General features: G+C 62.3%; 20 protein-coding genes. 8 read left to right on the plus strand and 12 right to left on the minus strand.

All coding sequences use genetic code 11. From position 1 onward, the window contains the following. Positions 1-90 precede the first annotated feature (90 nt). Positions 91-819, minus strand: a complete 729-nt coding sequence (gene lexA, locus ACBG85_RS13130; protein ID WP_007735195.1) for a transcriptional repressor LexA — start codon at positions 817-819, stop codon at positions 91-93. A gap of 263 nt (positions 820-1082) precedes the next feature. On the opposite strand from lexA, the gene ACBG85_RS13135 reads away from it, so the two are divergent. Both ACBG85_RS13135 and nrdR read left to right on the plus strand, forming a co-directional pair. Next, positions 1083-1796 carry a LysM peptidoglycan-binding domain-containing protein gene (locus ACBG85_RS13135; protein ID WP_003942242.1) on the plus strand — a complete coding sequence of 238 codons (714 nt, stop codon included), beginning with the start codon at positions 1083-1085 and terminating at the stop codon, positions 1794-1796. 194 nt (positions 1797-1990) lie between these two features. Next, positions 1991-2488 carry a transcriptional regulator NrdR gene (gene nrdR / locus ACBG85_RS13140; protein ID WP_030535543.1) on the plus strand — a complete coding sequence of 166 codons (498 nt, stop codon included), beginning with the start codon at positions 1991-1993 and terminating at the stop codon, positions 2486-2488. 286 nt (positions 2489-2774) lie between these two features. Here nrdR and hrpA read toward each other — a convergent pair whose 3' ends face one another. Beyond that, positions 2775-6680, minus strand: a complete 3906-nt coding sequence (hrpA, locus tag ACBG85_RS13145; protein WP_050655801.1) for an ATP-dependent RNA helicase HrpA — start codon at positions 6678-6680, stop codon at positions 2775-2777. A gap of 101 nt (positions 6681-6781) precedes the next feature. Between hrpA and ACBG85_RS13150 the strand changes: the two genes are divergently transcribed. Beyond that, positions 6782-7411, plus strand: a complete 630-nt coding sequence (locus tag ACBG85_RS13150) for a Pr6Pr family membrane protein (RefSeq protein WP_054188523.1) — start codon at positions 6782-6784, stop codon at positions 7409-7411. On the opposite strand, the gene ACBG85_RS13155 is transcribed toward ACBG85_RS13150, so the two are convergent. Further along, a complete protein-coding gene (locus tag ACBG85_RS13155; RefSeq protein ID WP_054188522.1) occupies positions 7382-7699 on the minus strand; it encodes a DUF2322 family protein in 318 nt (105 codons plus the stop codon). The genes ACBG85_RS13150 and ACBG85_RS13155 overlap by 30 nt on opposite strands. A gap of 132 nt (positions 7700-7831) precedes the next feature. On the opposite strand from ACBG85_RS13155, the gene ACBG85_RS13160 reads away from it, so the two are divergent. Next, positions 7832-9055 carry an aspartate aminotransferase family protein gene (locus ACBG85_RS13160; RefSeq protein WP_197487741.1) on the plus strand — a complete coding sequence of 408 codons (1224 nt, stop codon included), beginning with the start codon at positions 7832-7834 and terminating at the stop codon, positions 9053-9055. 2 nt (positions 9056-9057) lie between these two features. On the opposite strand, the gene ACBG85_RS13165 is transcribed toward ACBG85_RS13160, so the two are convergent. Next, on the minus strand, positions 9058-9324 hold the full coding sequence (locus ACBG85_RS13165; protein WP_063316512.1) for a hypothetical protein: 267 nt from the start codon (positions 9322-9324) through the stop codon (positions 9058-9060). A gap of 17 nt (positions 9325-9341) precedes the next feature. On the opposite strand from ACBG85_RS13165, the gene ACBG85_RS13170 reads away from it, so the two are divergent. Beyond that, positions 9342-10040, plus strand: coding sequence for a hypothetical protein (locus tag ACBG85_RS13170; RefSeq protein ID WP_003942163.1), 699 nt, complete (start codon positions 9342-9344; stop codon positions 10038-10040). Here the strand turns inward: ACBG85_RS13170 and ACBG85_RS13175 are convergent. From ACBG85_RS13175 to ACBG85_RS13185, 3 genes are all read right to left on the minus strand, one after another. Continuing rightward, positions 10026-10706, minus strand: coding sequence for a PhzF family phenazine biosynthesis protein (locus ACBG85_RS13175; protein WP_054782297.1), 681 nt, complete (start codon positions 10704-10706; stop codon positions 10026-10028). The genes ACBG85_RS13170 and ACBG85_RS13175 overlap by 15 nt on opposite strands. A gap of 80 nt (positions 10707-10786) precedes the next feature. After that, the gene (locus ACBG85_RS13180) at positions 10787-11326 is read right to left on the minus strand and encodes a carboxymuconolactone decarboxylase family protein (protein WP_003942122.1); all 540 of its coding nucleotides are present in this window, start codon (positions 11324-11326) and stop codon (positions 10787-10789) included. Between the two features lie 2 nt (positions 11327-11328). After that, the gene (locus ACBG85_RS13185; protein ID WP_003942119.1) at positions 11329-11916 is read right to left on the minus strand and encodes a peroxiredoxin; all 588 of its coding nucleotides are present in this window, start codon (positions 11914-11916) and stop codon (positions 11329-11331) included. A 229-nt stretch (positions 11917-12145) separates the two neighbouring features. Between ACBG85_RS13185 and ACBG85_RS13190 the strand changes: the two genes are divergently transcribed. Next, positions 12146-13066, plus strand: coding sequence for a hydrogen peroxide-inducible genes activator (locus ACBG85_RS13190; protein ID WP_047269357.1), 921 nt, complete (start codon positions 12146-12148; stop codon positions 13064-13066). Between the two features lie 28 nt (positions 13067-13094). Here ACBG85_RS13190 and ACBG85_RS13195 read toward each other — a convergent pair whose 3' ends face one another. Together ACBG85_RS13195 and ACBG85_RS13200 are read right to left on the minus strand one after the other, a co-directional pair. Next, on the minus strand, positions 13095-14495 hold the full coding sequence (locus ACBG85_RS13195; RefSeq protein ID WP_372027705.1) for an FAD-binding oxidoreductase: 1401 nt from the start codon (positions 14493-14495) through the stop codon (positions 13095-13097). Between the two features lie 122 nt (positions 14496-14617). Beyond that, positions 14618-15466 (minus strand): LysR substrate-binding domain-containing protein, encoded by an 849-nt coding sequence (locus ACBG85_RS13200; RefSeq protein WP_003942255.1) that lies wholly within the window; start codon positions 15464-15466, stop codon positions 14618-14620. A gap of 56 nt (positions 15467-15522) precedes the next feature. Here ACBG85_RS13200 and ACBG85_RS13205 point away from each other — a divergent pair, with 56 nt between their 5' ends. Beyond that, the gene (locus ACBG85_RS13205) at positions 15523-15930 is read left to right on the plus strand and encodes a DUF5997 family protein (RefSeq protein WP_007732807.1); all 408 of its coding nucleotides are present in this window, start codon (positions 15523-15525) and stop codon (positions 15928-15930) included. Positions 15931-15983: 53 nt separating this feature from the next. Here the strand turns inward: ACBG85_RS13205 and ACBG85_RS13210 are convergent, their stop codons facing one another. From ACBG85_RS13210 to ACBG85_RS13220, 3 genes are all read right to left on the minus strand, one after another. After that, positions 15984-18488: an RNA helicase gene (locus ACBG85_RS13210; RefSeq protein WP_003942173.1), complete on the minus strand. Its 2505-nt coding sequence runs from the start codon at positions 18486-18488 to the stop codon at positions 15984-15986. Between the two features lie 26 nt (positions 18489-18514). After that, complete coding sequence (locus tag ACBG85_RS13215) at positions 18515-19552, minus strand: alpha/beta fold hydrolase (protein WP_007732813.1); 1038 nt, start codon at positions 19550-19552, stop codon at positions 18515-18517. Positions 19553-19733: 181 nt separating this feature from the next. After that, positions 19734-20693, minus strand: a complete 960-nt coding sequence (locus ACBG85_RS13220) for a proteasome assembly chaperone family protein (protein WP_003942198.1) — start codon at positions 20691-20693, stop codon at positions 19734-19736. A gap of 355 nt (positions 20694-21048) precedes the next feature. Between ACBG85_RS13220 and ACBG85_RS13225 the strand changes: the two genes are divergently transcribed. Then, positions 21049-21804: a sensor domain-containing protein gene (locus ACBG85_RS13225; RefSeq protein ID WP_042919947.1), complete on the plus strand. Its 756-nt coding sequence runs from the start codon at positions 21049-21051 to the stop codon at positions 21802-21804. The last annotated feature ends 143 nt before the right edge of the window (positions 21805-21947 follow it).

Below are 21947 nucleotides of genomic sequence, written 5' to 3' on the forward strand. Positions count from 1 at the left end.
CGGGTGATGGACCGCTGATCGTCACGAAAAGACTCTGGGCCCCGGCTGATGCCGGGGCCCAGAGTTTTGTGATCGAGGGTGCGAGCGAACTCAGATCTTCCGCATGACCGTGACAACCTTGCCCAAGATGACGGCGTTGTTGCCGGGAATCGGCTCGAAGAGGTCGTTGTGCGGCATCAGCCACACCTCCTTCTTCGTACGCTTGAACGTCTTCACGGTGGCTTCGCCGTCGATCATTGCGGCCACGATGTCACCGTTCTCGGCGACGTTCTGCTGACGGACGACAACCCAGTCGCCATCGCAGATCGCTGCATCGATCATCGACTCACCGACAACCTTGAGCATGAAGAGCGAACCTTGGCCGACGAGCTCGCGGGGGAGTGGAAACACATCCTCCACAGCTTCCTCGGCGAGGATCGGTCCGCCGGCAGCGATGCGGCCCAGGATGGGGACGAACGCCGGCTCTGGCAGCGGGTCGGCACTGTTGTACTCGCCGGAATGCTTCGACACCGACGCGATGGCGGTATCGGCCGCAACCTCGTCGAGACCCCGAACATCGACTGCACGAGGGCGATTGGGATCGCGTCGAAGGAAGCCCTTGCGCTCCAACGTTCGCAGTTGATGCGCGACCGACGACGTGGAGGTAAGCCCCACCGCATCCCCGATTTCGCGAATGCTCGGCGGATACCCGCGTTCCGTCACCGAATCGCGGATCACTTCGAGAACGCGCCGCTGACGCTCGGTGAGCGTCTCGCTCGACGGAGACGGAACTGCAGATGCTCCTGCCTCCGCGGCTGTGCTGGAGCGATCGTCCTTCATGGCCTGTTGCCTCCGTGTCTGAAGAAGTCGTGTCTGAAAACTGCCTGCAAAAGTGCCTGCAAAGTGCCTGGTGCAAGTCGCGCAGAAACCTGTCGGTGCCTCCTGCCAACATTCGAGCTGTCGACAAACACGGAGGCTTTCGCAATTCCCGCTGTGTGGTCTGACACGAATCTAGCCGGATTTGCTCGCGGTTTCAAACATCTGTTCGATTCGTGTCGCTCCAAGTAGAGACATTGTCGGCCAGGCGTGGTAGAAATTCGAACATGCGTTCCATCGAACGCATGATCGAACACATCGATCGGTGTCGACCAGCGGAGGTCACGATGGGTAACGCAGCACTGAAAAGCAACAGGGTTTTCGACGACGCGATTGGTTTCGACGCGTTTGGTTTCGACGGTACGTCGGCACTGAAGTACCACCCCTCGTTCTATGGGCCCGATGCAGACGCTGTGTCCTTCGAACGGCGCGGAGCGGCCGAAATGCATGGCGTGGCCAGGGATGTCGACAACGAACCGCAGGCGGCCGTCGTTCGCCGGGTTCCGGCGGTGGGCGCGGTTTCAGGTTCGCGTTCATTGCGCGAATCTCCTCGCCGGTGGGACAGCGAGCACGATTCGTCACGCCCGTACGGAGGAAGTTTCGCGCACCGAAACAGGGTCGGTGTGTCACGGGTCGAACATGAAGTGGCCGCCGAGGATGTCGGTTGGAAGACGGTTTTCCTGGGCGCCGTATTCACCGCATTCGCAGTGTTGGCGTTGGTGGGGATCGGCGCTTTGTCGAGTGGTGACGTAGCTGCGACAAACGGCGCGACCGAAGTGGTTCGCGTTGCCGCGGGTGAATCCCTCAGTGATATTGCTGCCAAGGTTGCACCTGGCCAGGCTGTCGGTTCGGTGATCGAGCAGATCATGGATCTCAATGCGATGTCGAGTTCCGGACTGTCAGTGGGACAAACGCTGATCGTGCCGGCCTCGGGGCGCTGACCTACCCCGTACCAGGCGGGGGCGTACCGAGCGTGAGAGCAGTCCGTTCACAGCGAGTAAGCTGTCCACTTGACAGTCCCACCACCTCGGGTGGTCGCGTTGAGTACGTGGATCTGCTCTGTAAATCGTCGGAGGATTTGCAGTCGGTAGCGAATCTGAGTTGCGGCCATTTCGGCGACAACGAAGGAACCCCGATGCATTGCCCGTTCTGCCGGCACCCTGATTCCCGAGTGGTCGATTCGCGCGAGGCCGACGAGGGCCAGGCGATCAGGCGGCGCCGTTCGTGCCCCGAGTGTGGCCGCCGATTCACCACGGTCGAGACGGCAGTTCTCTCGGTCGTGAAGCGCAGCGGCGTCACGGAGCCTTTCAGCCGAGAAAAGGTTGTCAAAGGTGTGCGTCGCGCATGCCAGGGCCGCCAAGTGGACAACGATTCGCTGAATTTGCTCGCCCAGCAGGTCGAAGATGCCGTTCGAGCTTCGGGTTCTGCCGAAATTCCCAGTAACGAGGTAGGGCTCGCGATCCTCGATCCGCTTCGAAATCTCGACGAAGTCGCCTACCTGCGATTCGCATCGGTGTACAAGTCCTTCAGCTCGGCTGCGGATTTCGAACGTGAGATCACCGACATGCGCGAGCATGCAGAGACCCGTGCCGCCGAGAAGGCTCCCGGCGCCGAGACCGTTTCCGTCGACTGAGGCCTTCGCCTCAGATAACGCTGAGAGCACAGAGCGGTCTTAGGTAACGCTGAGAACACAAAGCGAACAATCGAACAAATCGGGCACGTTATTCGCTTAGTGTCTACCAGGTACGTTCGTCCGCATCTCGGATCTTCACGGAGGCGTTATGAACTTAGTTGCAGTTCTCGGAGTCGTGAACAGCCTGGTAACCCTCGGGTTCGCCAACACTGTTGCCACCTTTGGCGGTTTCCTCACCAACGTCAACATTCAGACAATCTACTGATCGCGCAATTCTCGCCGAACATCAACGCTTGATCGCTTCGATAGCTTTCAGGACTCGCTTTTCGGAAATCGGTGTGGGTGTACCGAGGGACTGCGCAAACAGGCTCACGCGCAGTTCCTCGATCATCCAACTGATCGCGTCGACATCTCGAGCAGTGCGACGCTCTTCGGGAAGTGAACTCAACAACCGGTCGTACGCTGCGTACACCCGGTCGAGGACATCCATAGCCTGCTGATCTCGTTGTGCACTTGCGGGCAGAGCTTCGAGACGGAATTTTGCTGCGGCAAGATACCGCGGTAAATCGCGTAGGCGGGCCGATCCCAGTTCGGCGACAAATCCAGGAAACAGCAGTGAGGTCAGCTGTTCTCGGACGTCGTCGGCTGCCTCGCCGCGCGAGCGGTCCAGCACGACGCTCAGTTGGTGTGCTTGTTCGAGGATCGGAACAATCATGCGCAGGATCGCGGAAACGCGTCCGGCCAGTTCGGAGCGTGCGATCTTCACCAGGGCATCGAACGCTTCAGGCGTGCGTACCGGTCCACCGTGGGCCGCAATCACTTCGTTGGCAGCTGCCACCCGGCAATCTTCGACGAGGGCCTCCAAGCCGCCGTCCGGATTCTGGCCGAGAGCCAGACGCTGAGTGTTCGACAAGCCGGCGGTCACTGCCTTGAGTTGGGTGGGAACGGCCGCGAGGAGAAGCGCCCGCGTACCTTCCCTCATCGCCTGCGCCTGCGCGGCCGGCGTACTCAGGACACGAACGGCAACTCCGCCGTTCTCCGGCACCAGAGCTGGGTAGCCGGTCACCTGCTGTCCGCCGATGGAGCGAGTGATGGTCTGTTCCAATGCGCCCAGGGTTTCGGATGTCCAGACGGTTGCCGCTGCCCGTTCGGTTCCGGTTGCCGCCTTGGCCACTTCCTTCTGCACGCGCGGGGCGAGTGTGCGTCGTAGCTGCGCCAGATCCTTGCCCTTCGCGAGAACCTTGCCCGATTCGTCCTCGACGACAAACGTCATCCGAAGATGGTCGGGCAGCGCGGCGGGATCGAAGTCCTTGGCGTCGATCTGGATCCCGCCCAAGTGCGAGAGTTCGCGGGCCATTGCGGTCATCAACGGCTCGGATCGAGGTTTGACTGCTGCCAACGCTGCGGCGGCATAATCCGGAGCCGGAACGACAGCGCGTCGAATGTTCTTGGGCAACGTCTTGATCAGAGCGGTAACGAGATCGACGCGCATACCGGGGACCAACCAGTCGAAGCCGACCGGCTGAAGTTGCGCGAGCAGGCCGACCGGGATGTGCGCGCTGACGCCGTCGTCGTCTTTTCCCGGCTCGAATTGGTAAGTGAGTGGAAACTGCATGTCGCCTTGGCGCCAGGCGTCCGGGTACTCGCCGCCCAGTACTGCAGCTGCGTCGGAGTTGACCACCGTTTCCGGTGTGAAAGTCAGCAGACTCGGATTCTTGCGCCGCTCGGTCTTCCACCACTGGTCGAAATGCTTGGCGGATACGGCTTCCTGGCCGATACGTTCGTCGTAGAACTCGTAGAGAGTTTCGTCGTCGACGAGGATGTCGCGTCGGCGCGCGCGGTTCTCGAGTTCTTCGACGTTGTCGAGGAGTGCACGGTTTTCGTGGAAGAACTTGTGGTTCGTCTGCCATTCGCCCTGCACGAGCGCATGGCGGATGAAGAGATCGCGAGAGGCCTCGGGATCGATTCGTGAGTACGTCACTGCGCGGCCGGTTACCAGAGGAACTCCGTAGAGAGTGACCCGCTCGTATGCCATCGCCGAGCCGCGCTTGGAGGACCAGTGCGGTTCGGAATAGGTCCGTTTCACCAGGTGCGGGGCGAGCTTTTCAGCCCACTCGGGTTCGATACGCGCGGACATGCGCGCCCACAGCCTCGACGTTTCCACGAGTTCGGCGGCCATGACCCAGCGTGGTGGCTTCTTGAACAGTCCCGATCCGGGGAAGATCGCGAAGTGGCTGCCCCTGGCGCCGAGGTAGTCCCGCTTCTCGCCCTCGCGTAGCCCGATATGCGAGAGCAACCCGGCAAGGAGCGACTGATGGATCGCGTTCTCGCTTGCCGGTGTCTCTCCCACTGTCCAGCCAAGACCGCGGGTGATCTGCCGGAGTTGCCCGTGCAAGTCCTGCCATTCGCGGATGCGGAGCCAGTGCAGGAACTCGTTCCGGCACATCTTGCGAAACTGGTTGGAGGACAGATCGTTACGTTGTTCGCGTAAGTAGTCCCACAGTTTCAGGTAGGCCAGGAAGTCGGAGTTCTCGACGTTGAAGCGGGCGTGCTTTTCGTCGGCGGCTTGCTGGAACTCGGCGGGCCGCTCGCGAACGTCCTGGATGGACAACGCCGCGACGATGACAAGGGTTTCGTGAAGGCAACCGTTGTTCTTGGCTTCCACCAGCATCCGTGCCATCCGCGGATCCACCGGAATCTGGGCCAGCTCGCGGCCGACCGGCGTCAGTTCGGGGTGGCTGGCCTCGGAACCTCGCGCGATGGCGCCGAGTTCTTCGAGGAGTCCGATTCCGTCCTTCACGGCGCGCTGGTCCGGCGGTTCGACGAAGGGGAATGCCGCGATGTCGCCCAGGCCGAGGGCCGTCATCTGCAAGATCACGGATGCGAGGTTGGTTCGCAGGATCTCCGGTTCGGTGAATGCCGGCCGTGACTCGAAGTCCTCCTCGGAATACAGGCGGATGCAGATTCCTTCGGCGACGCGGCCGCAACGCCCGGAACGCTGACGAGCTGACGCCTGCGAAATGGGCTCGATCGGCAACCGCTGAACCTTGGTGCGCACCGAATATCGCGAAATGCGCGCTGTGCCCGGATCGACGACGTACCGAATGCCGGGAACGGTCAGCGAGGTCTCGGCCACGTTGGTGGCAAGGACGACGCGTCGGCCGGTGTGCGGCGAGAACACTTTGTGTTGCTCGGCGGCAGACAGCCGCGCGTACAGCGGGACGATTTCGGTGTTGCGAAGACGCCGATCGCGTAAAGCATCTGCGGTGTCGCGAATTTCGCGTTCGCCGGAGAGGAAGACCAAGATGTCGCCTTCGCCCTCCGCGCTCAGCTCGTCGACCGCCTCGCAGACCGCGTCGACGGGATCGCGGTCGAAGGTGATGTCGCCGGATTCGACGGTCAGTGGCCGGTAACGCATTTCGACAGGGAATGTTCGCCCGGATACCTCGACGATCGGCGCGGGCTTACCGTCGACAGCGAAGTGCTTGGCGAAGCGCTCGGGATCGATGGTCGCCGACGTGATGATGACCTTGAGATCGGGTCGGCGGGGGAGCAGCTGAGCCAGGTAACCGAGGATGAAGTCGATGTTGAGACTGCGTTCGTGCGCTTCGTCGATGATCAGCGTGTCGTAGCGTCGGAGCATACGGTCGCGCTGAATTTCGGCGAGGAGAATGCCGTCGGTCATGAGCTTGACGTAGGTGCGGTCCGAGACCTGGTCGGTGAACCGCACGGTGTATCCGACGGCGTCGCCGAGTTCGGTGTCGAGTTCTTCGGCGATACGTTCGGCAACGGTGCGTGCTGCCAACCGGCGCGGCTGTGTGTGTCCGATCAAACCGCGGACGCCACGTCCGAGTTCGAGACAGATCTTCGGGATCTGGGTTGTCTTACCCGAGCCGGTCTCGCCGGCGACGATGACAACCTGATTCTCCGAGATCGCGGTCGCGATGTCGTCCTTGCGCTGACTGACGGGCAGAGCTTCCGGATACGAGACTGCGGGAACATTGGCGGAGCGTGCGGCCAACCGCGTGCGCGCCGTTTCGATTTCCTCGGCCAGCGCCACCAAAGCGTCTGGTGTGCGGGCACGGTCGAGTTTGCGACGGAGTCGACTCTCGTCGCGGAGTGAGACCTGCGCCAGCGCGCTCTTCAGGTCACTCCGCTTGGGGGAGAGCGGGGCCGGTGGTGTTGTAGACATGCTGATGACAGCCTATCGAACGCGTTCACAACTACCGCTCGCAGATCGTGCTGATGTGCAAATATCGACCAGTGACGACAAATACCGCAAATGAGTCATCGGTGCCTGTCTTGTCGACGCCGATCGCCGTGCGAGCCCTGAGACTGTTGTTTGCTGTGTTCGGACTTGCCGCTTTGCTGTGGATCCCGATCCGTGACGCGGCTGAGCTGTCTCTGTCGAACTATCTGAGCTACTTCACCATCGAGAGCAACATTCTTGCGGTGATCGTGTTGCTGATCGGTGCAATTCGAGATCCACAATCGCAGGCGTGGCAGTCGATCCGCGGGGCGGTGACGCTGTACATGGTGATCACCGGCATCATCTATGCCGTCCTCCTGGCAGATATCGACGTCAATTTGAACGATGCCTGGATCAACTCGGCACTGCATCGGATTCTTCCGTTGGTCATGCTGCTCGACTGGGTGTTCTTCGCCTCAAGGCACAGGATCTCCGAAGCACGTTCACTGCAGTGGTTGCTGTTCCCGGTCGTGTACGGCGTGTACACGTTGATCCGAGGTTCGATCGTCGACTGGTATCCCTATCCGTTCATGGATCCGCGCCACCAGGGCTATCTGGCCCTGTTCATCGGATTCGTCGTACTGGGCATCGCGATGGCCCTGATGGCGTTGGCAGTCAATGCCGTCGGACGGTTGGGCGCCGGGCTACGCGGACGGAACGCTGCGAAGTCCTAGGGGATTGCCGGAGGCGAGCACCTGATCGAGTCGGTCCACGTTCGGGTGCTTGCCCGGGTTCGCCCGCGCGTCCTCGGTGTGCTCGGCGAAGATCGTCAATCCTGCCGAGGCGGCTTCGGGTGTCAGCGCGCCGTAGACCTGAGCGAGATGGTTGTACACCTTGACCGAGCCGGACTTTCCGGGCTTGTTCTCCACGGTGTCGACGACGGTTCCGTCGGCGTCGAGTACCTCGATGGCGGCCAGATGATCGATGGTGGGCAGTGCGGCGAGATTGTCGGCAAAAGTCATGGTCGACAGATTACGGGTGCGCCCGGAAATGCCGGTGCCGGGCGAGCGCCGTCATGCGCGGATTCCTGGTGTCGATATAGTCGCAGCACATCGTTTGCACACCAGCATCGTTTGTATTCGAAGGGGACAATGATGGCTTCGGCATTGTGGCACGGGTTCGCGGACATGGGCGCTGTGGAGAAGAACGGCGCGTTTGTCGTCTCACGCGGTGAGGGCGCGTACATCTGGGACCGCGAGGGCACTCGGTATCTGGATGCGACGGCGGGCCTGTGGTTCACCAATGTCGGGCACGGGCGCACGGAGATCGCGGATGCGGTAGCGGCTCAGTTGTCGAAGATCGCTCATTTCTCCAACTTCGGTGATTTTGTTCCCGAAACCACGCAGGTGTTGGCCGAGCGGTTGGCGGCCATCGCGCCGGTTGCCGGGAGCAAGATCTTCTTCACCTCGGGTGGTTCGGATTCGGTGGACACTGCGGCGAAGCTGGCTCGCCGGTACTGGCACGAGGTGGGGCAGCCGGAGAAGACGATCATCGTCGGACGCCAGAAGGCGTATCACGGAATGCACGTTGCCGGAACGGCTCTGGCGGGTATTCCGGTGAACCGTGAGGGGTACGGCGAGCTGATGGCGGATGCGGCGACCGTCGGCTGGGATGATGCGAAGAGTCTGCTCGAGTTGATCGAGAAGATCGGTGCGAACAAGATCGCTGCGTTCTTCGCGGAGCCGATCATCGGTGCGGGTGGGGTGTATCTGCCGCCGGAGGGGTATCTGGCGGAGGTGCGTGACATCTGCCGTGAGCACGACATTCTGTTTGTCGTCGACGAGGTCGTGACCGGTTTCGGCCGGATCGGTGGTGAGTGGTTCGCGTCCACCCGTTTCGATTTGCAGCCCGACATGATGACCACGGCAAAGGGTTTGACGTCGGGTTACGTTCCGATGGGTGCGGTGTTCATCGCGCCGCGGGTGGCGGAGCCGTTCTATGCGGGTTCGTGGTGGCGCCATGGGTACACCTACGGCGGGCATGCCGGTGCTGCTGCTGCGGCGATGGCGAACCTCGACATTCTCGAGCGTGAGAATCTGCTCGCGGAGTCGAAGCGTTTGGAGGCGTCGTTGCATACGCATCTGCAGCCGTTGGCGGAGCATCCGCGGGTGGCGGAGGTTCGTAGTGGGCTCGGTGCGGTTGCTGCGGTGCAGTTGGTTGATCCGGCGGAGGCGTTGCCGTTTGTGAAGACGCTTCGTGAGCACGGTATTTCGGGTCGCGCCGCGGGTCAGGGTGCGATGCAGATTTCGCCGACGTTCGTCATGACCGATGATCAGGTCGCGGAGATGGCAGCAGGGATCCTCGCAGCCCTCGGCTGAAGTCAGCTGCGGCGCCGAAAGAGTTTCTCGATTCGGCGCCGCACAGCGTTGGGTGCAGGTTCGAGTTCCAGAACCTCTTGTTCCGACTGCTTGGCGTAGGCCTGGGTGTACCGCTCGTGCAGTACCGAGCGAATTTCGTCCGGAGAGTAGGCCCGACGCTGGCGTTCGTCGCGCGCAACGAGAACCCCGGTGGCGGCAACGCCCATTGCACCGGCGAGGCCGACCAGTTTCCAGACGTGCGAGGCGCGCAGAGGAGTACGGAGTTTCATCCCTCTACGCTAGAGGCATGGACCGACGATTGCTTTCGCAGGTGAGTCTCGACGAGGCCGCTGCGGCGACCCGCACGGGCGACATCTGGATCTTCCGCGGAGAGTCGACGGCGGACCGGGCCATTCAGACACTGACCAACAGCCCCGTCAACCACGTCGGAATGTCGGTCGTGATCGACGACCTCCCGCCGCTGATGTGGCATGCGGAACTCGGTCACTCGCTGCAGGACATGTGGACCGGACGCTTCCAGCGTGGTGTCCAACTGCACGATCTGCGATCGGCCGTTCAGGTCTGGGGCGCCAAGTACGGGCAGCGTGGATGGTTGCGCCAGCTCGACCACGAAGTCACCCGGGAGCAGGAAGACGCTCTGCTCGAGACGATCGCGCGGCTGGACGGTACGCCTTTCCCGTCGACGGCCAAGCTTGCTTCGCGCTGGTTCGGCGGCCGAATCCCGAAGCTGCGCAAGAAGTCCGACGTATCGGCAGTAGCCGTCGAGAGCGCCTACTGCGCCGAAGTGGTTGCCAAGACCTATGAAGCGATGGGTCTGCTCGTCGGTAATCGTCGTGTCAACTGGTTCGACCCGGGCAAGTTCTGGAGTGGAGATCAGTTGCCCCTCGCGCCGGGAGTTGCGCTCGGTGACGAGATCTCGGTATCACTGAGTGCACGTGACCTCGAGGCCGGACGCAATCCCGCCGGGTACTCACAAGGTTCGTGACGGCTCGGCGACGACGCGGCCGCCGACTTCGAGCCAACCTTCCGGAGAGAAGGTCGTGTGAAGGACCGATCCGCGTCCCTGGGTGATGAGCAATGATTTCCTCAATCGGTCCGTGATGCGCAGCGCTGCAGATCCGGTCGCCTCGTCCTCGGCGATTCCCATCACCGGTGCGAACATGCGTGCGCGGATGGCAGCTTCGAGCTTGTCCTGCCATGCCCACAGATACGAATGATCCGCCTCGTAGTCGGACGGATCTGCGTCGATGACGTCGTCCACCGTGTCCATCGGATAGATCGCGAATTCCGGTGCCCATTCGGCACGCGCGCGTACCCACGTCAAAGCGCCGGATTGGCGGACGTCAACACTGCCGGCAGGAACGTCGAGGGCGCTCACGCGACGGCCCTGTTCGCCCAGCCACCACGTGGCACCGACGGTCGGGTGTCCGGCGAAGGGGAGTTCTGCTGCCGGAGTGAAGATCTGGACCCGCGCACGCGAGGCGCCGTCATCCGGAACGTCGATGAAGATGGTCTCGCTGTAGTCGAGTTCCTTCGCGACGGCTTGTCGATCCGATTCTGCAACCGTGGACGCGTCGACGATTCCCAGCGGATTCCCGTGCTTGCCGCTCTCGTCCGTGAAGACCCGGACCACACTCACCTCGATACCCATCGGTCCACCCTAGCGCGCGAAAAGCCCTCCCCACCTTCACGGTGGGGAGGGCTCGTCGAACTGCACTCAGGTCCGAGTGATCAGACCTGTGCGGCAGAGAGGATCTCGTTGGCTTCGACAGCCTGTGCGACGCCCGCGACGATGGAACCGGCGCGGATCGCTTCGAAGATGACCTCGCGGTCGACACCTTCCTGGCGGAGGGTGTTCTCGTGAGCTTCGAGGCAGTGGTTGCAGCCGTTGATCGCGGACACTGCAAGCGACCACAATTCGAAGTCGGCCTTGTCGACGCCCGGGTTGCCGATGATGTTCATCCGCAGGCCGGCACGAAGGTCGTCGTACTTACCGTCGAGGTAGCCCTTGGTGCGGTAGAAGACGTTGTTCATGCCCATGATCGACGCTGCGCCGAGAGCGGCGTTGTATGCCTCTGCCGACAGGTTGTCGGCAGCCTCGGAAGCAATCTCCTTGAGCGTGGACGCAGACTTGGTGGCTGCGGCCGTTGCGAGGAGCGTTCCCCACAACTGCTGCTCGTTCAGGACCGTCGTGCGCGCAATGGAACTCAGGTTGAGCTTGAGGTCCTTCGCGTACTCGGGAAGCGAGTTCTTGAGGTTCTCGACGCTCATACTCAGACGCTCGCAGTCAGGAGCTCGCCGGCGTTGATGGTCGGGTCGCCCTTCTTCCAGTTGCATGCGCACAGCTCGTCGCTCTGGAGAGCGTCGAGGACGCGGAGAACCTCGTCGACGTTACGGCCGACGGAACCGGCTGTGACGGAGACGAACTGGATCTCGTTGTTGGGGTCGACGATGAACGTCGCGCGGTCTGCAACGCCGTCGGCGTTGAGGACGCCGGTGGCCTCGGCAAGCTCGCGCTTGAGGTCCGAGAGCATCGGGAAGGGGAGGGTCTTGAGCTCTTCGTGCTGTGCACGCCACTGGAAGTGCACGAACTCGTTGTCGACGGAAGCGCCGAGAACCTGAGCATCACGGTCTGCGAACTCTTCGTTGAGCTTGCCGAATGCAGCAATCTCGGTGGGGCACACGAAGGTGAAGTCCTTGGGCCAGAAGAACACGATGCGCCACTTGCCTGCGTAGTCGTCACTGGTGACGGTGGTGAAGTAGTCATCGGGCTGCTGGGCATCGACCTTGGACAGGTCGCCGCCGATGACAGCCGTGAGGTTGTAAGCGGGGAACTGGTCGCCGATTGTGAGCAGAGCCATGTGTCTCATTCTCCTACGTGTCTCGTGAACAGGAATTTCTTGCGCACACGATCCGGCTGTTCGGACTGTGACGGCCGAACGTGCTGGATCGAGAGGGTTTGTCACCGTCAGCGGGTCGGACGGTTTCGACTGGAGTGTCGAGGTTGTGACCGGCGCTTTTTGGTATGAGTCCATTCTGCATCAAATCGTTCAAAAGGTAAAGGTGATGGGTGGCACTACACTGATAGGCATGTCTGATCAGACTTATCAACCTTCCTTGTCACAGCTGCGTGCCTTCGTGTCGGTCGCCGAGTATCGGCATTTCGGTACTGCCGCAGCGCGTTCCGGTGTGAGCCAACCCACACTGTCGCAGGCGCTGGCAGCTCTAGAGGCGGGGCTGGGAGTCAGACTGATCGAACGCAGTACCCGGCGTGTGCTCGTGACCGCGGACGGACAGCGCTTGCTCGGTCAGGCCAAGCAGATTCTCGAAGCTGCCGACGGTTTCGTCGCGAGCGCGGCCGGCTCCGGCGACTCTCTGACCGGACCGCTACGCATCGGGTTGATCCCGACCGTTGCGCCCTACATTCTTCCGGGGTTGTTGCCGGAGCTGCGCGAGAAGTTACCGTCGTTGGCGCCGCAAATAGTCGAGGATCAAACGGCGCGCCTACTCGATGCACTGCGATCGGGAGCGCTCGACGTCGCGGTGTTGGCGCTTCCTGCCGGAACACCTGGCCTGGTGGAAGTTCCTGTGTACGAAGAGGATTTTGTGATGGTCGTGCCGAACGATCATTCCTTGGCCGGACGTGTCGATCTCACGGCGGACGTGCTCGACGCGCTGCCGTTGCTCTTGCTCGACGACGGCCACTGCCTGCGCGACCAGACGTTGGATCTGTGCCGTTCGGTAGACGCCCATCCGCTTGCCGGCGACACGCGGGCTACCTCTCTCGCGACAGTCGTGCAATGTGTGGCCGGGGGACTCGGGGTGACTTTGGTCCCGGAATCGGCTGTTGCCGTGGAGGTTCGACGCGGGGACTTGTCGACGGCGCATTTCGCTTCGCCGGCTCCAGGTCGCACGATCGGCGTCGTGTTCCGCTCGTCGAGTGGCCGAGCAGAGGGATTCCGTCAGCTGGCCGAGCTGGTCCGTTCGGTCAGCCCGACGGTTCCTCGATGACGTGACTCGTTCGACGTCGACGTGAAAGCTAGTCGAGGGAGCCTTCTTTCGCGGCAATGACGGCTCCGGGATTGAGAATTCCCAGCGGGTCGAGCGCATCCTTGACCTTGCGATTGAGGGCCATGACGTCTTCACCCAACTGTGACGGCAGCCAGTCGCGCTTGAGTCGACCCACCCCGTGTTCGCCGGTGATCGTGCCGCCGAGCGCGATGGCGAGATCCATCACCCGTCCGAATGCGATCTGTGCGCGTTCGGACATGTCCGGGTCTGCGGGGTCGAAGACGATGAGCGGGTGGGTGTTTCCGTCTCCGGCGTGCGCCACCGTGCAGATCAGGACGTCGAGGTCGTCTGCGATGGCTTCGACCCCGGTTACCAGCTGGGGGAGTGCGCGCATGGGAACGCCCACGTCTTCGAGAAGCAGACTTCCCATCGCGAGCACGGCCGGGAACACCGCTCGCCGTGCCGCCGCAAAAGCGTCACCTTCGGCCTGGTCATCGGTGGCGAATACTTCGGTGGCTCCGTTGTTTTCGCACGCCTGAACAATCGTCTCGATTTCCAGCACGCCTGCCGCGCCGGGTGCGTCGGACTGCGCGAGCAGTAGTGCGTGAGCCTTGCGGTTCAGACCCATGCGTACCGAATCCTCGACAGCATTGATACTGGCGTGATCCATGAACTCGAGCATCGCCGGACGCATGTTGCTGGTGATCGCCAAGACCGCGTCGGCAGCTTCTTGTACCGAGTCGAACGACGCGACGACGGTTGATGCGGGCGGCTGCGCGGGAATCAAACGCAACGTGATTTCCGTGATGATGCCGAGAGTGCCCTCGCTGCCCACGAACAGTTTGGTGAGTGAGAGTCCGGCGACGTCCTTGAGAAGGGGACCTCCGAGGCTGACAGCTGTACCGTCCGCCAGCACGACCCGGAGTCCGAGAACGTAGTCGGTGGTAACTCCGTACTTGACGCAGCAGAGCCCGCCGGCGTTGGTGGCTGCATTGCCGCCGATGGAACAGATCTCGAAGGACGACGGGTCAGGTGGGTACCAGAGTCCGTGCTCTGCGGCGGCTTTCTTGACCTCCGCATTCATCAAGCCGGGCTGAGTAACCGCCACCCGGGCGACCGGGTCGATCGTGATCTGTCGCATTCGCTCGGTGCTGACCACGATGCAACCGTCGACGGCGCTGGATCCACCGGAAAGGCCCGAGCCGGCACCTCTGGGAACCACCGGAACGCGGTGGGCGGTTGCCCATCGCATCACGGTTTGGATGTCTTCGGTGCACGTAGCGCGAACCACGGCAGCTGGACGGCCGGCGGTCGGGTCGGCGGCCCAGTCCTGGCGGTAGCCCGCGGTCACGTCCGGATCCAGCAGGACGGCTCCCTCGGGGAGTGCCGCTACCAATTCGTCGAGGGCTGAAGAACTCGCGGGAGTCATACTCTCATCATGCTCGACGGAGTTCGACGATGCGCCAATTCGCGAGACCACAGCCCGAGTCTGTCGCGCCTGATCAGTTCAGCGTTGTCCGGCAGCGATCCTCCGAGTTGCCAGTTGAAGCCCTAGCGGCCCTTCTGCTTTCCGGAGAACCGGCCACCCGAACTCTTGGTCCCACCGGACTTCCCGCTGCCTGATTTGCCGCCCGCCTTGGCCTTACCGGAACCGGCGTTGCGTCCGGATATGTTCTTCGCGGTGCCGGCGCCCTTAGCTTTCTGCCCGTTCTTGGCAGCTTCTGCGCGACGCTCGCGGGCCGCGATCTTGGCCTTGACGGAGCCCTTGATCTTCTCGGCCGGCTCGCCGTTCCGTCCGCGGGAACTCTGTGCCGTTCGGCCCCGCACGATGCCGATCAGTTCCTCGACCAGATCTGTGGTCTTGGACTCCATCCATGCCAAAGCCACAGGAGCCTCGGGCGCACCGTCCACCGGACGGAAGGTCAGGTCCTTGCGATGGTGGAACCGCGCCAGCGAATGGGGAACCACGACAACTCCGACGCCGGCGGCCACCAACTCGATGGCGTCGGCGATGGTCGCTGGTCGCTCGGCGGCGGTCTTTCCGGGACGGGTCGGCCAGTCGAGTCTGTCGTCGAGAGGATCGAGCACTATCTCGTCGGCCAGATCGTCGACGGAAATCTGATCGACAGTAGTGAATACGTGATCTTTCGGTACCACCACCACCGGGGTTTCCGCGTACAGCGAGATGGCGCTGATGCCGGTCCGGTCGATCGGCAGTCGAACCAAACCTGCATCTGCTTCACCGGCGCGAAGTGCAGCTTCGAGTTCGAGAACCGGGAACTGAACAAGTTCCAGACGCACCTCGGGGAGCCGCTCGTGCCACACCCGGACCCACTTGGTGGGCGTCACCCCCGGGGCGTACGCGAGTCGAAAAATTGCCTGACTATCCGCGTCTGTCACCAGGCAAGGCTACCGCCTTGGTAAAAGCACCCGTATCGGCTGGTTACTCTTGTTGCATGACGTCGAACAAAACTCCCCAGACGATGAAGCCGACGACGGCTGCCAAGAAGCTGGGTGTGTACCTGGAAGCAACACCTGCGCAGTTCCAGGAAGGCGACGTGACTCGTGACGAGCTGACCGCTCTGCAGACCGATCCGCCGGAGTGGCTGCTGGAGCTGCGACGCACCGGACCGCACCCTCGCCCGGTCATCGCAGCCAAGCTGGGCGTATCGATCGCCGGCCTGGCCCGCGGCGGCGTCGAAGAAGCACTCACCACGGATCAGATCGCCGCACTCCTCGAAGAGAAGCCCGAATGGCTCGAAAAGGAACGCGCTGTTCAGGCCGAGGTGCGGGCCGAGAACGTTCGCATCAAGGAAAAGCGCGCTGCTCGCCGCAACCAGCCGCGGAAGGCTCGAAGGGGCTGACGCCCCCTGTGCGCCTTTTTGGTAGCGCCGACTACCAGAAAGGCGCACAGGCGCTAGCCTTCTACGACGCTCAGCTCGTCGAACACGATTTCACCCGCGGCATCCGATTCCGGGATGTCGACGACGGCAAGCAGTGCCCATCCGTGATCGCCCTCCGGATCCTCGAGCACCTGCCGCACCCGCCAGAACTCACCCTCTTCGGTGACCTGGAAGAGCGCCGGCCCGCGCGCCGATGGCCCGGTTCCGATTGTTGCGTACTCCTCGAAGTACGGGAGTAGTTGCTCCTCCCACTCGGCGGCGTCGATACCGTCCTCGAGGTTTTCCAGCTCGTTCCACTGCCGACGCGACGCGAGGTCGATGCGTCGGAACATCGCATTGCGCACCATGACGCGGAATGCGCGCGGGTTCGCCGAGATGGGACGGGGAATGTCGGCGCCGAACGCAACCTCTTCCGTATCTGCCTCGGCTCCGGGGTCGGTGAGTGACTCCCATTCGTCGAGCAGGCTCGAGTCGACCTGACGGATCAGCTCGCCCAACCACTCGATGATGTCTTCGAGTTCCTCGGTGCGCGCTTCCGTCGGGACGGTCTGTCGCAGCGCGCGGTAGGCGTCGGCGAGGTAGCGCAGGACGAGGCCCTCGGACCGGGTGAGTCCGTAATGGCTGATCAACTCGGCAAACGTCATGGCGCGTTCGATCATGTCGCGCACCACGGACTTGGGGGAGAGGGCGAACTCGGTGATCCACGGGTGGCCACCCCGGTACATTTCGAAAGCCGGGAACAGCAAGTCCGACAACGGTTTCGGCCACGTAACCTCTTCGAGGAGTTCCATGCGCTCCTCGTACTCGATGCCGTCGGCCTTCATCTGCGCAACCGCTTCGCCACGAGCGAAGTGCTGCTGCGCCATCAGAACCTGACGCGGATCGTCGAGCGTCGACTCGATGATCGAGACGACATCGAGTGCGTAACTGTCGGATTCGACGTCGAGAAGTTCGAATGCCGCCAAGGCGAACGGTGAGAGTGGCTGGTTCAAGGCGAAGTCGCGTTGCAGGTCCATCGTCAACCGAGCCATGCGGCCGTACTCGTCGGGTTCGTCGAGGCGTTCCACGATGCCGGCGCTGAGCAATCCGCGATACAGCGAGATCGCTTTGAGGATGTGCTTGCGCTGCGCCGGACGCGATTCGTGGTTGTCCTCCAACAGGTGCCGCATCGCGTCGAAGCAGTTACCCGGGCGGGCAATGACATTGAGCAGCATCGAGTTGCTGACCGAGAATCGCGACACCAACGGTTCGGGCGATGCGGCGACCAAGCGATCGAACGTCGCTTCGCTCCAGGATACAAACCCCTCGGGAGCCTTCTTGCGTTGAATCTTCTTGATCTTCTTCGGATCGTCGCCGGCCTTGGCGACTGCCCGCAGATTCTCTACTTCGTGTTCGGGTGCCTGGACGACGACGGTGCCCATCGTGTCGTAGCCTGCACGACCCGCGCGACCGGCGATCTGATGGAACTCGCGGGCTTTCAGATGCCGAGTGCGGACGCCGTCGTACTTGGCCAGACCCGTGAGCAGCACCGTGCGGATCGGGACGTTGATGCCGACGCCGAGGGTGTCGGTACCGCAAATCACCTTGAGAAGCCCGTCCTGTGCGAGAACTTCGATGAGCCGTCGGTACTTGGGCAGCATGCCCGCATGGTGAACGCCGATGCCGTGCCGGACCAGGCGGGAGAGTGTTTTTCCGAACCCGGTGGTGAAGCGGAAACCACCCAGCGCCTCGGCGATCGCTTCCTTCTCTTCTTTGGAACAGAAGTTGACGCTCGTCAGTGCCTGGGCGCGTTCGAGCGCGGCGGCCTGCGTGAAATGCACGATGTAGACGGGGGACTGGTTGGTGGTCACCAGATCTTCGATGGTTTCGCCGACCGGCGTGGTCGCGTAGGAGAACATCAAAGGCACGGGGCGTTCTGTGCCGGAGACGACGGTGGTGGGTTTCCCGGTACGCCGCGTCAGATCTTCGGAGAAGAAGTCGACCTCACCGAGAGTTGCCGACATCAACAGGAACTGGGCGTGCGGCAACTCGATGAGCGGAACCTGCCACGCCCAACCTCGATCGGGTTCGGAGTAGAAGTGGAACTCGTCCATCACGACCTGGCCGATATCGGAGTTCGGGCCCTCGCGCAGTGCAAGATTCGCGACGATTTCGGCCGTCGCACAAATGATCGGCGCCGACGAGTTCACGGCGGCGTCGCCAGTCATCATGCCGACGTTCTCGGCACCGAAGACCTCACACAGTGCAAAGAACTTCTCGCTCACCAAGGCCTTGATCGGCGCTGTGTAGTACGTGCGCTTGCCGAGCGACATCGCATAGAAATGCGCGCCGATCGCCACCATCGATTTGCCTGACCCGGTCGGCGTCGCAAGGATCACGTTTGCACCCGAGACCAACTCCATGACGGCCTCTTCTTGGGCCGGGTAGAGCGTCAAACCTCGTTCGATGGTCCACGAAGAGAAGGCGTCGAAAACGGAATCAGGATCCGCGTTGTCGGGGAGAAGTTCCGTCAGCAGCACTCGTACAGGCTAGCCGCAACCGTGGATCAGGTTGCGCTTCGCTCGTCCGAGCCCATGGCGTCGAGCACCGCCATGCGGGTGGACGACGTTCCGGTGATGGTGTTCTCGCCGACCCCGGAGATCAGCATGTGGCGCCAGCGAGCCTCGTCGAAGACGAGTGGTGCGGTGCTGGAAAGAAAATCTTCGACGATCTGCAGGAAACGCATCGGATCGTCGCGGAACGGGAAGTGGCCCGAGCCGCGGAAGACTTCGAGGCGTGAGTTCGGCATCGCCGCGTGCGCGAGATGAGCGTGGGAGACGGGAATGACGGAGTCGTCGTCGCCCCAGATCAGTTGAACCGGCAGATTCTCGGTCAGATAACAGCGGTCGAGCATCGTGACGACCTGTCCGCGCCAGTCCACGACGGCCCGCAGCGTACGAAGGTAGGCCTCGTAGGCAGTGGGGTCGGGGAGATCAGCGAGCACGCGAATCAGGTCCGGTGTGTCATGCAACATGGTGCCGGGACGCAGATTTGAACCGTGAACTACGCCGGCAAGGTTCCCGGCCATCCGGACGAGCGGCATCGCACCAGGTATCCGGAGCAGCTTTACCACCTCGTTGACCACCGGAACGGACATGAGGCGCAGCAGCGGATGGACGTCCTTGGTGACGCCACCGGCCGAGACCAGCACGAGGCGATCCACCATGTGTGGGAATTGGTAGGAGAACTGCATCGCTACGCCGCCGCCGAGCGAGTGCCCGATGACGGTGACGTGCTCGATGCCGAGCGTCGACAGAAGATCCCGCATGCCGTTGGCGTACGCGGCTACCGAGTAATCCGCGCGTGGCTTGTCGGAACGGCCGTGACCCAACAGGTCAGGTGCGATGACTGTGTACTTCTTGGCGAGGTGGGGAATGATCTCGGTCCACGTCGACGAGTTGTCGCCGATTCCGTGCAGGAGCAGTACTGCCGGACCCTCGCCGGCTATCCGAAATGCGCGTCGGTAGCCGTGAATCGTCCGGAACATCATCCGCGGTTCCTCGTCGGGGACCGGTCGGAGCTGACGGTTCCGTGGTCTGCTCATGTCGCCTCCTGGCTCGGCGTGTGACCACGTTGACTGTCTGCTCCAGTTGTTGAGCCGTCAACGAAAATCACACAGAGTTTGAGGCTATCCGACGGATGTGTCCTGAACAACAGCCCAGGTAACGGAGGGGTTGCGGAATGCGCACAATGTCGAATTATGCGCCCCGCCCGTCACATTTTCGTCAGTTGTCGCCTCGATCGAGGTCTCCAGCTGAGCCGAAGTCGTCATTTCCTGCCTGTTCGGCCAGGAACTTTTCGAACTCTGCGCCGATCTCGTCACCGCTGGGAAGGTCGGCCTCGCCGGCCAGAAGGGACGACTGTTGTTCCTGAGCGGCGACAAAAGTGTCGTATTGACGCTCCAAAGCGTGGACTACAGTCTGAACTTCTTCGTTCCCGGCTATGTGCTCGTTAACCTGTTCCCGAACGCGCGCCGCGGCCTCACCCAGTGCCACCAAGGGCAACTCCAGATCCGAAACCTCGGAAACGTTTTCGAGCAAAGTTTCTGCGGCGCCCGGGTAGTCCGTTTGCGCGAGGTAGTGGGGGACATGCACCGAAAAGCCCATCGCCTCGTGCCCGTGCTGAGACATACGAAGCTCGAGCAGTGATGATGCGCTGCCGGGAACCTGCAGTTCACCTGACCAACGCTGATGGTCCTGGATCAGGTCCTTGTTGGTCGAATGTGCTGTCACACCGAGCGGTCGGGTGTGCGGGATTGCCATCGGAATCGCGTTGAGCCCGATGGTTCGACGCACTCCCAACTGTTCGGACAACAGTCGAACAGCTGTGGTGAACCGCTCCCACTTGAGGTCCGGTTCCATCCCGGCAAGCAGCAGGAACGGCGTGCCGGCCGTATCGCGCAGTGCGTACAGATTGAGCGCCGGAGCGTCGTAATCGGAGAAATGATCGGCCTTGAACGTCATCGTCGGTCGACGCGAGCGGTAGTCGATCAGCTCGTCGACAGCAAACGACGCGACAAGCTCGGTCTCGAGGCTTTCGCGCAGATGCGTCGTCGCCAATTTCACGGCGTGACCGGCGTCGGAGTAACCCTCGAGTCCGTGAATCAGGATCGGTCCCTGGCCGTCGGCAGCCGCCAACTGGGGCGCCGGAAATTCCAGCTCGTACATCCTCGACTGTTCGTCCATCGCAGTCCCCTTCGCTCTTCGGTCTTGATCTCAAGTGTCCACTATCGGCGCACGCGCGACAGCATCGGAGTCAGGTGCCCGACAGCACTGGATCAGACGTTCATCGACAAGAACACCGAGTCGGTGACCGATCATTCCCGATCCGACGAGACGGGCGTTCGCCGAGAGCGAAGCTGAGCGGTATCTTTCGACACTTGGCCTGGGCGTTCGCTAGATGTCGGGTGCGCGGCTTCGGACATGGCAGAGTGGAACACAAGGTCGGCACGGCCGATTTGTCCGAAATGGATTGGTCGATTGTCGGTATCGGTCGAGTGCGGAGGCTTACATGCGGGTGTGTCCACGATCGTCCAGGCGAGTGGCCGCATGCTCACTTGCTGCGGTGGCCGCCGTTGCACTACTCGCGGGCTGCTCCGGGTCGGTCCAAGGAGCACCCGTTCCGGACTCCGCGCCGGCGACTGCCGGTGCGACCGACAGCGGCACGGCGGCGCCGAGTACGACGGCTGCACCCAAATCCTCGACGCCGAAATCCACCTCTCCGAAAACGGCGGCACCGCTGTCCGAACTGCTGCTGACTCCCGAAGAATTCCCCGAGCCCTTCGGCGCTGTTGTGCTGCCCCCGCAAGCCGTTCCGATGGCAGCGCCGGATCTAGTCGGCGTCCCGCGCGGTGCCACCGTCGATCCGTCCGAATGTGAGCCACCGGAACAGGATTACGGTCCGAACGGGACCGTGATGGCGGTCGGGACCGACAATGCGACGAGGGCAACGATTTCGGTCGAACTCACGAAGGTCGATGCACCACTGGACGAGTTGGAAGCGCAGACTCGGCAGTGCCCGTCCATGACTGTCACTGCGAACGGCGTCACTACGACAGTGACGACGGAAATTCTTCCGCCGTCGCCGATCGATGCCGACAAGACGATGTCACTTCGCCGCACTGTCGTGTCCCCCAAGGCCACAGCCGGTGATCAGACGATGCTGACCTTGATCGCGCAGGTCGGCGACGTACGGGTGGCGACAACACTGATGACGTTCGGTTCTGCGACGCCCTCGACGGCACCGCTGGATCAAGCGTTCACCGCAGCCGTGCAGAAGGTCAAAGCAGGCAAGTGATTTCGCAGCACACAGGTCCGACAAGTAGCGGAGCTGCTCGGTGCGGCGCGGTACTTGGTCCCCAACAAATGCGGTAATCCACAGACGAGTTGGACGCAGCTGTTTTCCCTGGTCGAGCAGACGGCCGGGTCAGGGTGATCAGC

The sequence above is a fragment of the Rhodococcus sp. NyZ502 genome, from assembly GCF_041464245.1.
Taxonomy (GTDB): Bacteria; Actinomycetota; Actinomycetes; order Mycobacteriales; family Mycobacteriaceae; genus Rhodococcus_F; species Rhodococcus_F qingshengii.

Coding starts and splice junctions, on each gene's coding strand:
- lexA (WP_007735195.1), bottom strand. CDS start 819: ATGAAGGACGATCGCTCCAGCACAGCCGCGGAGGCAGGAGCATCTGCA.
- ACBG85_RS13135 (WP_003942242.1), top strand. CDS start 1,083: ATGCGTTCCATCGAACGCATGATCGAACACATCGATCGGTGTCGACCA.
- nrdR (WP_030535543.1), top strand. CDS start 1,991: ATGCATTGCCCGTTCTGCCGGCACCCTGATTCCCGAGTGGTCGATTCG.
- hrpA (WP_050655801.1), bottom strand. CDS start 6,680: ATGTCTACAACACCACCGGCCCCGCTCTCCCCCAAGCGGAGTGACCTG.
- ACBG85_RS13155 (WP_054188522.1), bottom strand. CDS start 7,699: ATGACTTTTGCCGACAATCTCGCCGCACTGCCCACCATCGATCATCTG.
- ACBG85_RS13160 (WP_197487741.1), top strand. CDS start 7,832: ATGGCTTCGGCATTGTGGCACGGGTTCGCGGACATGGGCGCTGTGGAG.
- ACBG85_RS13165 (WP_063316512.1), bottom strand. CDS start 9,324: ATGAAACTCCGTACTCCTCTGCGCGCCTCGCACGTCTGGAAACTGGTC.
- ACBG85_RS13170 (WP_003942163.1), top strand. CDS start 9,342: ATGGACCGACGATTGCTTTCGCAGGTGAGTCTCGACGAGGCCGCTGCG.
- ACBG85_RS13175 (WP_054782297.1), bottom strand. CDS start 10,706: ATGGGTATCGAGGTGAGTGTGGTCCGGGTCTTCACGGACGAGAGCGGC.
- ACBG85_RS13180 (WP_003942122.1), bottom strand. CDS start 11,326: ATGAGCGTCGAGAACCTCAAGAACTCGCTTCCCGAGTACGCGAAGGAC.
- ACBG85_RS13185 (WP_003942119.1), bottom strand. CDS start 11,916: ATGGCTCTGCTCACAATCGGCGACCAGTTCCCCGCTTACAACCTCACG.
- ACBG85_RS13190 (WP_047269357.1), top strand. CDS start 12,146: ATGTCTGATCAGACTTATCAACCTTCCTTGTCACAGCTGCGTGCCTTC.
- ACBG85_RS13195 (WP_372027705.1), bottom strand. CDS start 14,495: ATGACTCCCGCGAGTTCTTCAGCCCTCGACGAATTGGTAGCGGCACTC.
- ACBG85_RS13205 (WP_007732807.1), top strand. CDS start 15,523: ATGACGTCGAACAAAACTCCCCAGACGATGAAGCCGACGACGGCTGCC.
- ACBG85_RS13215 (WP_007732813.1), bottom strand. CDS start 19,552: ATGAGCAGACCACGGAACCGTCAGCTCCGACCGGTCCCCGACGAGGAA.
- ACBG85_RS13220 (WP_003942198.1), bottom strand. CDS start 20,693: ATGGACGAACAGTCGAGGATGTACGAGCTGGAATTTCCGGCGCCCCAG.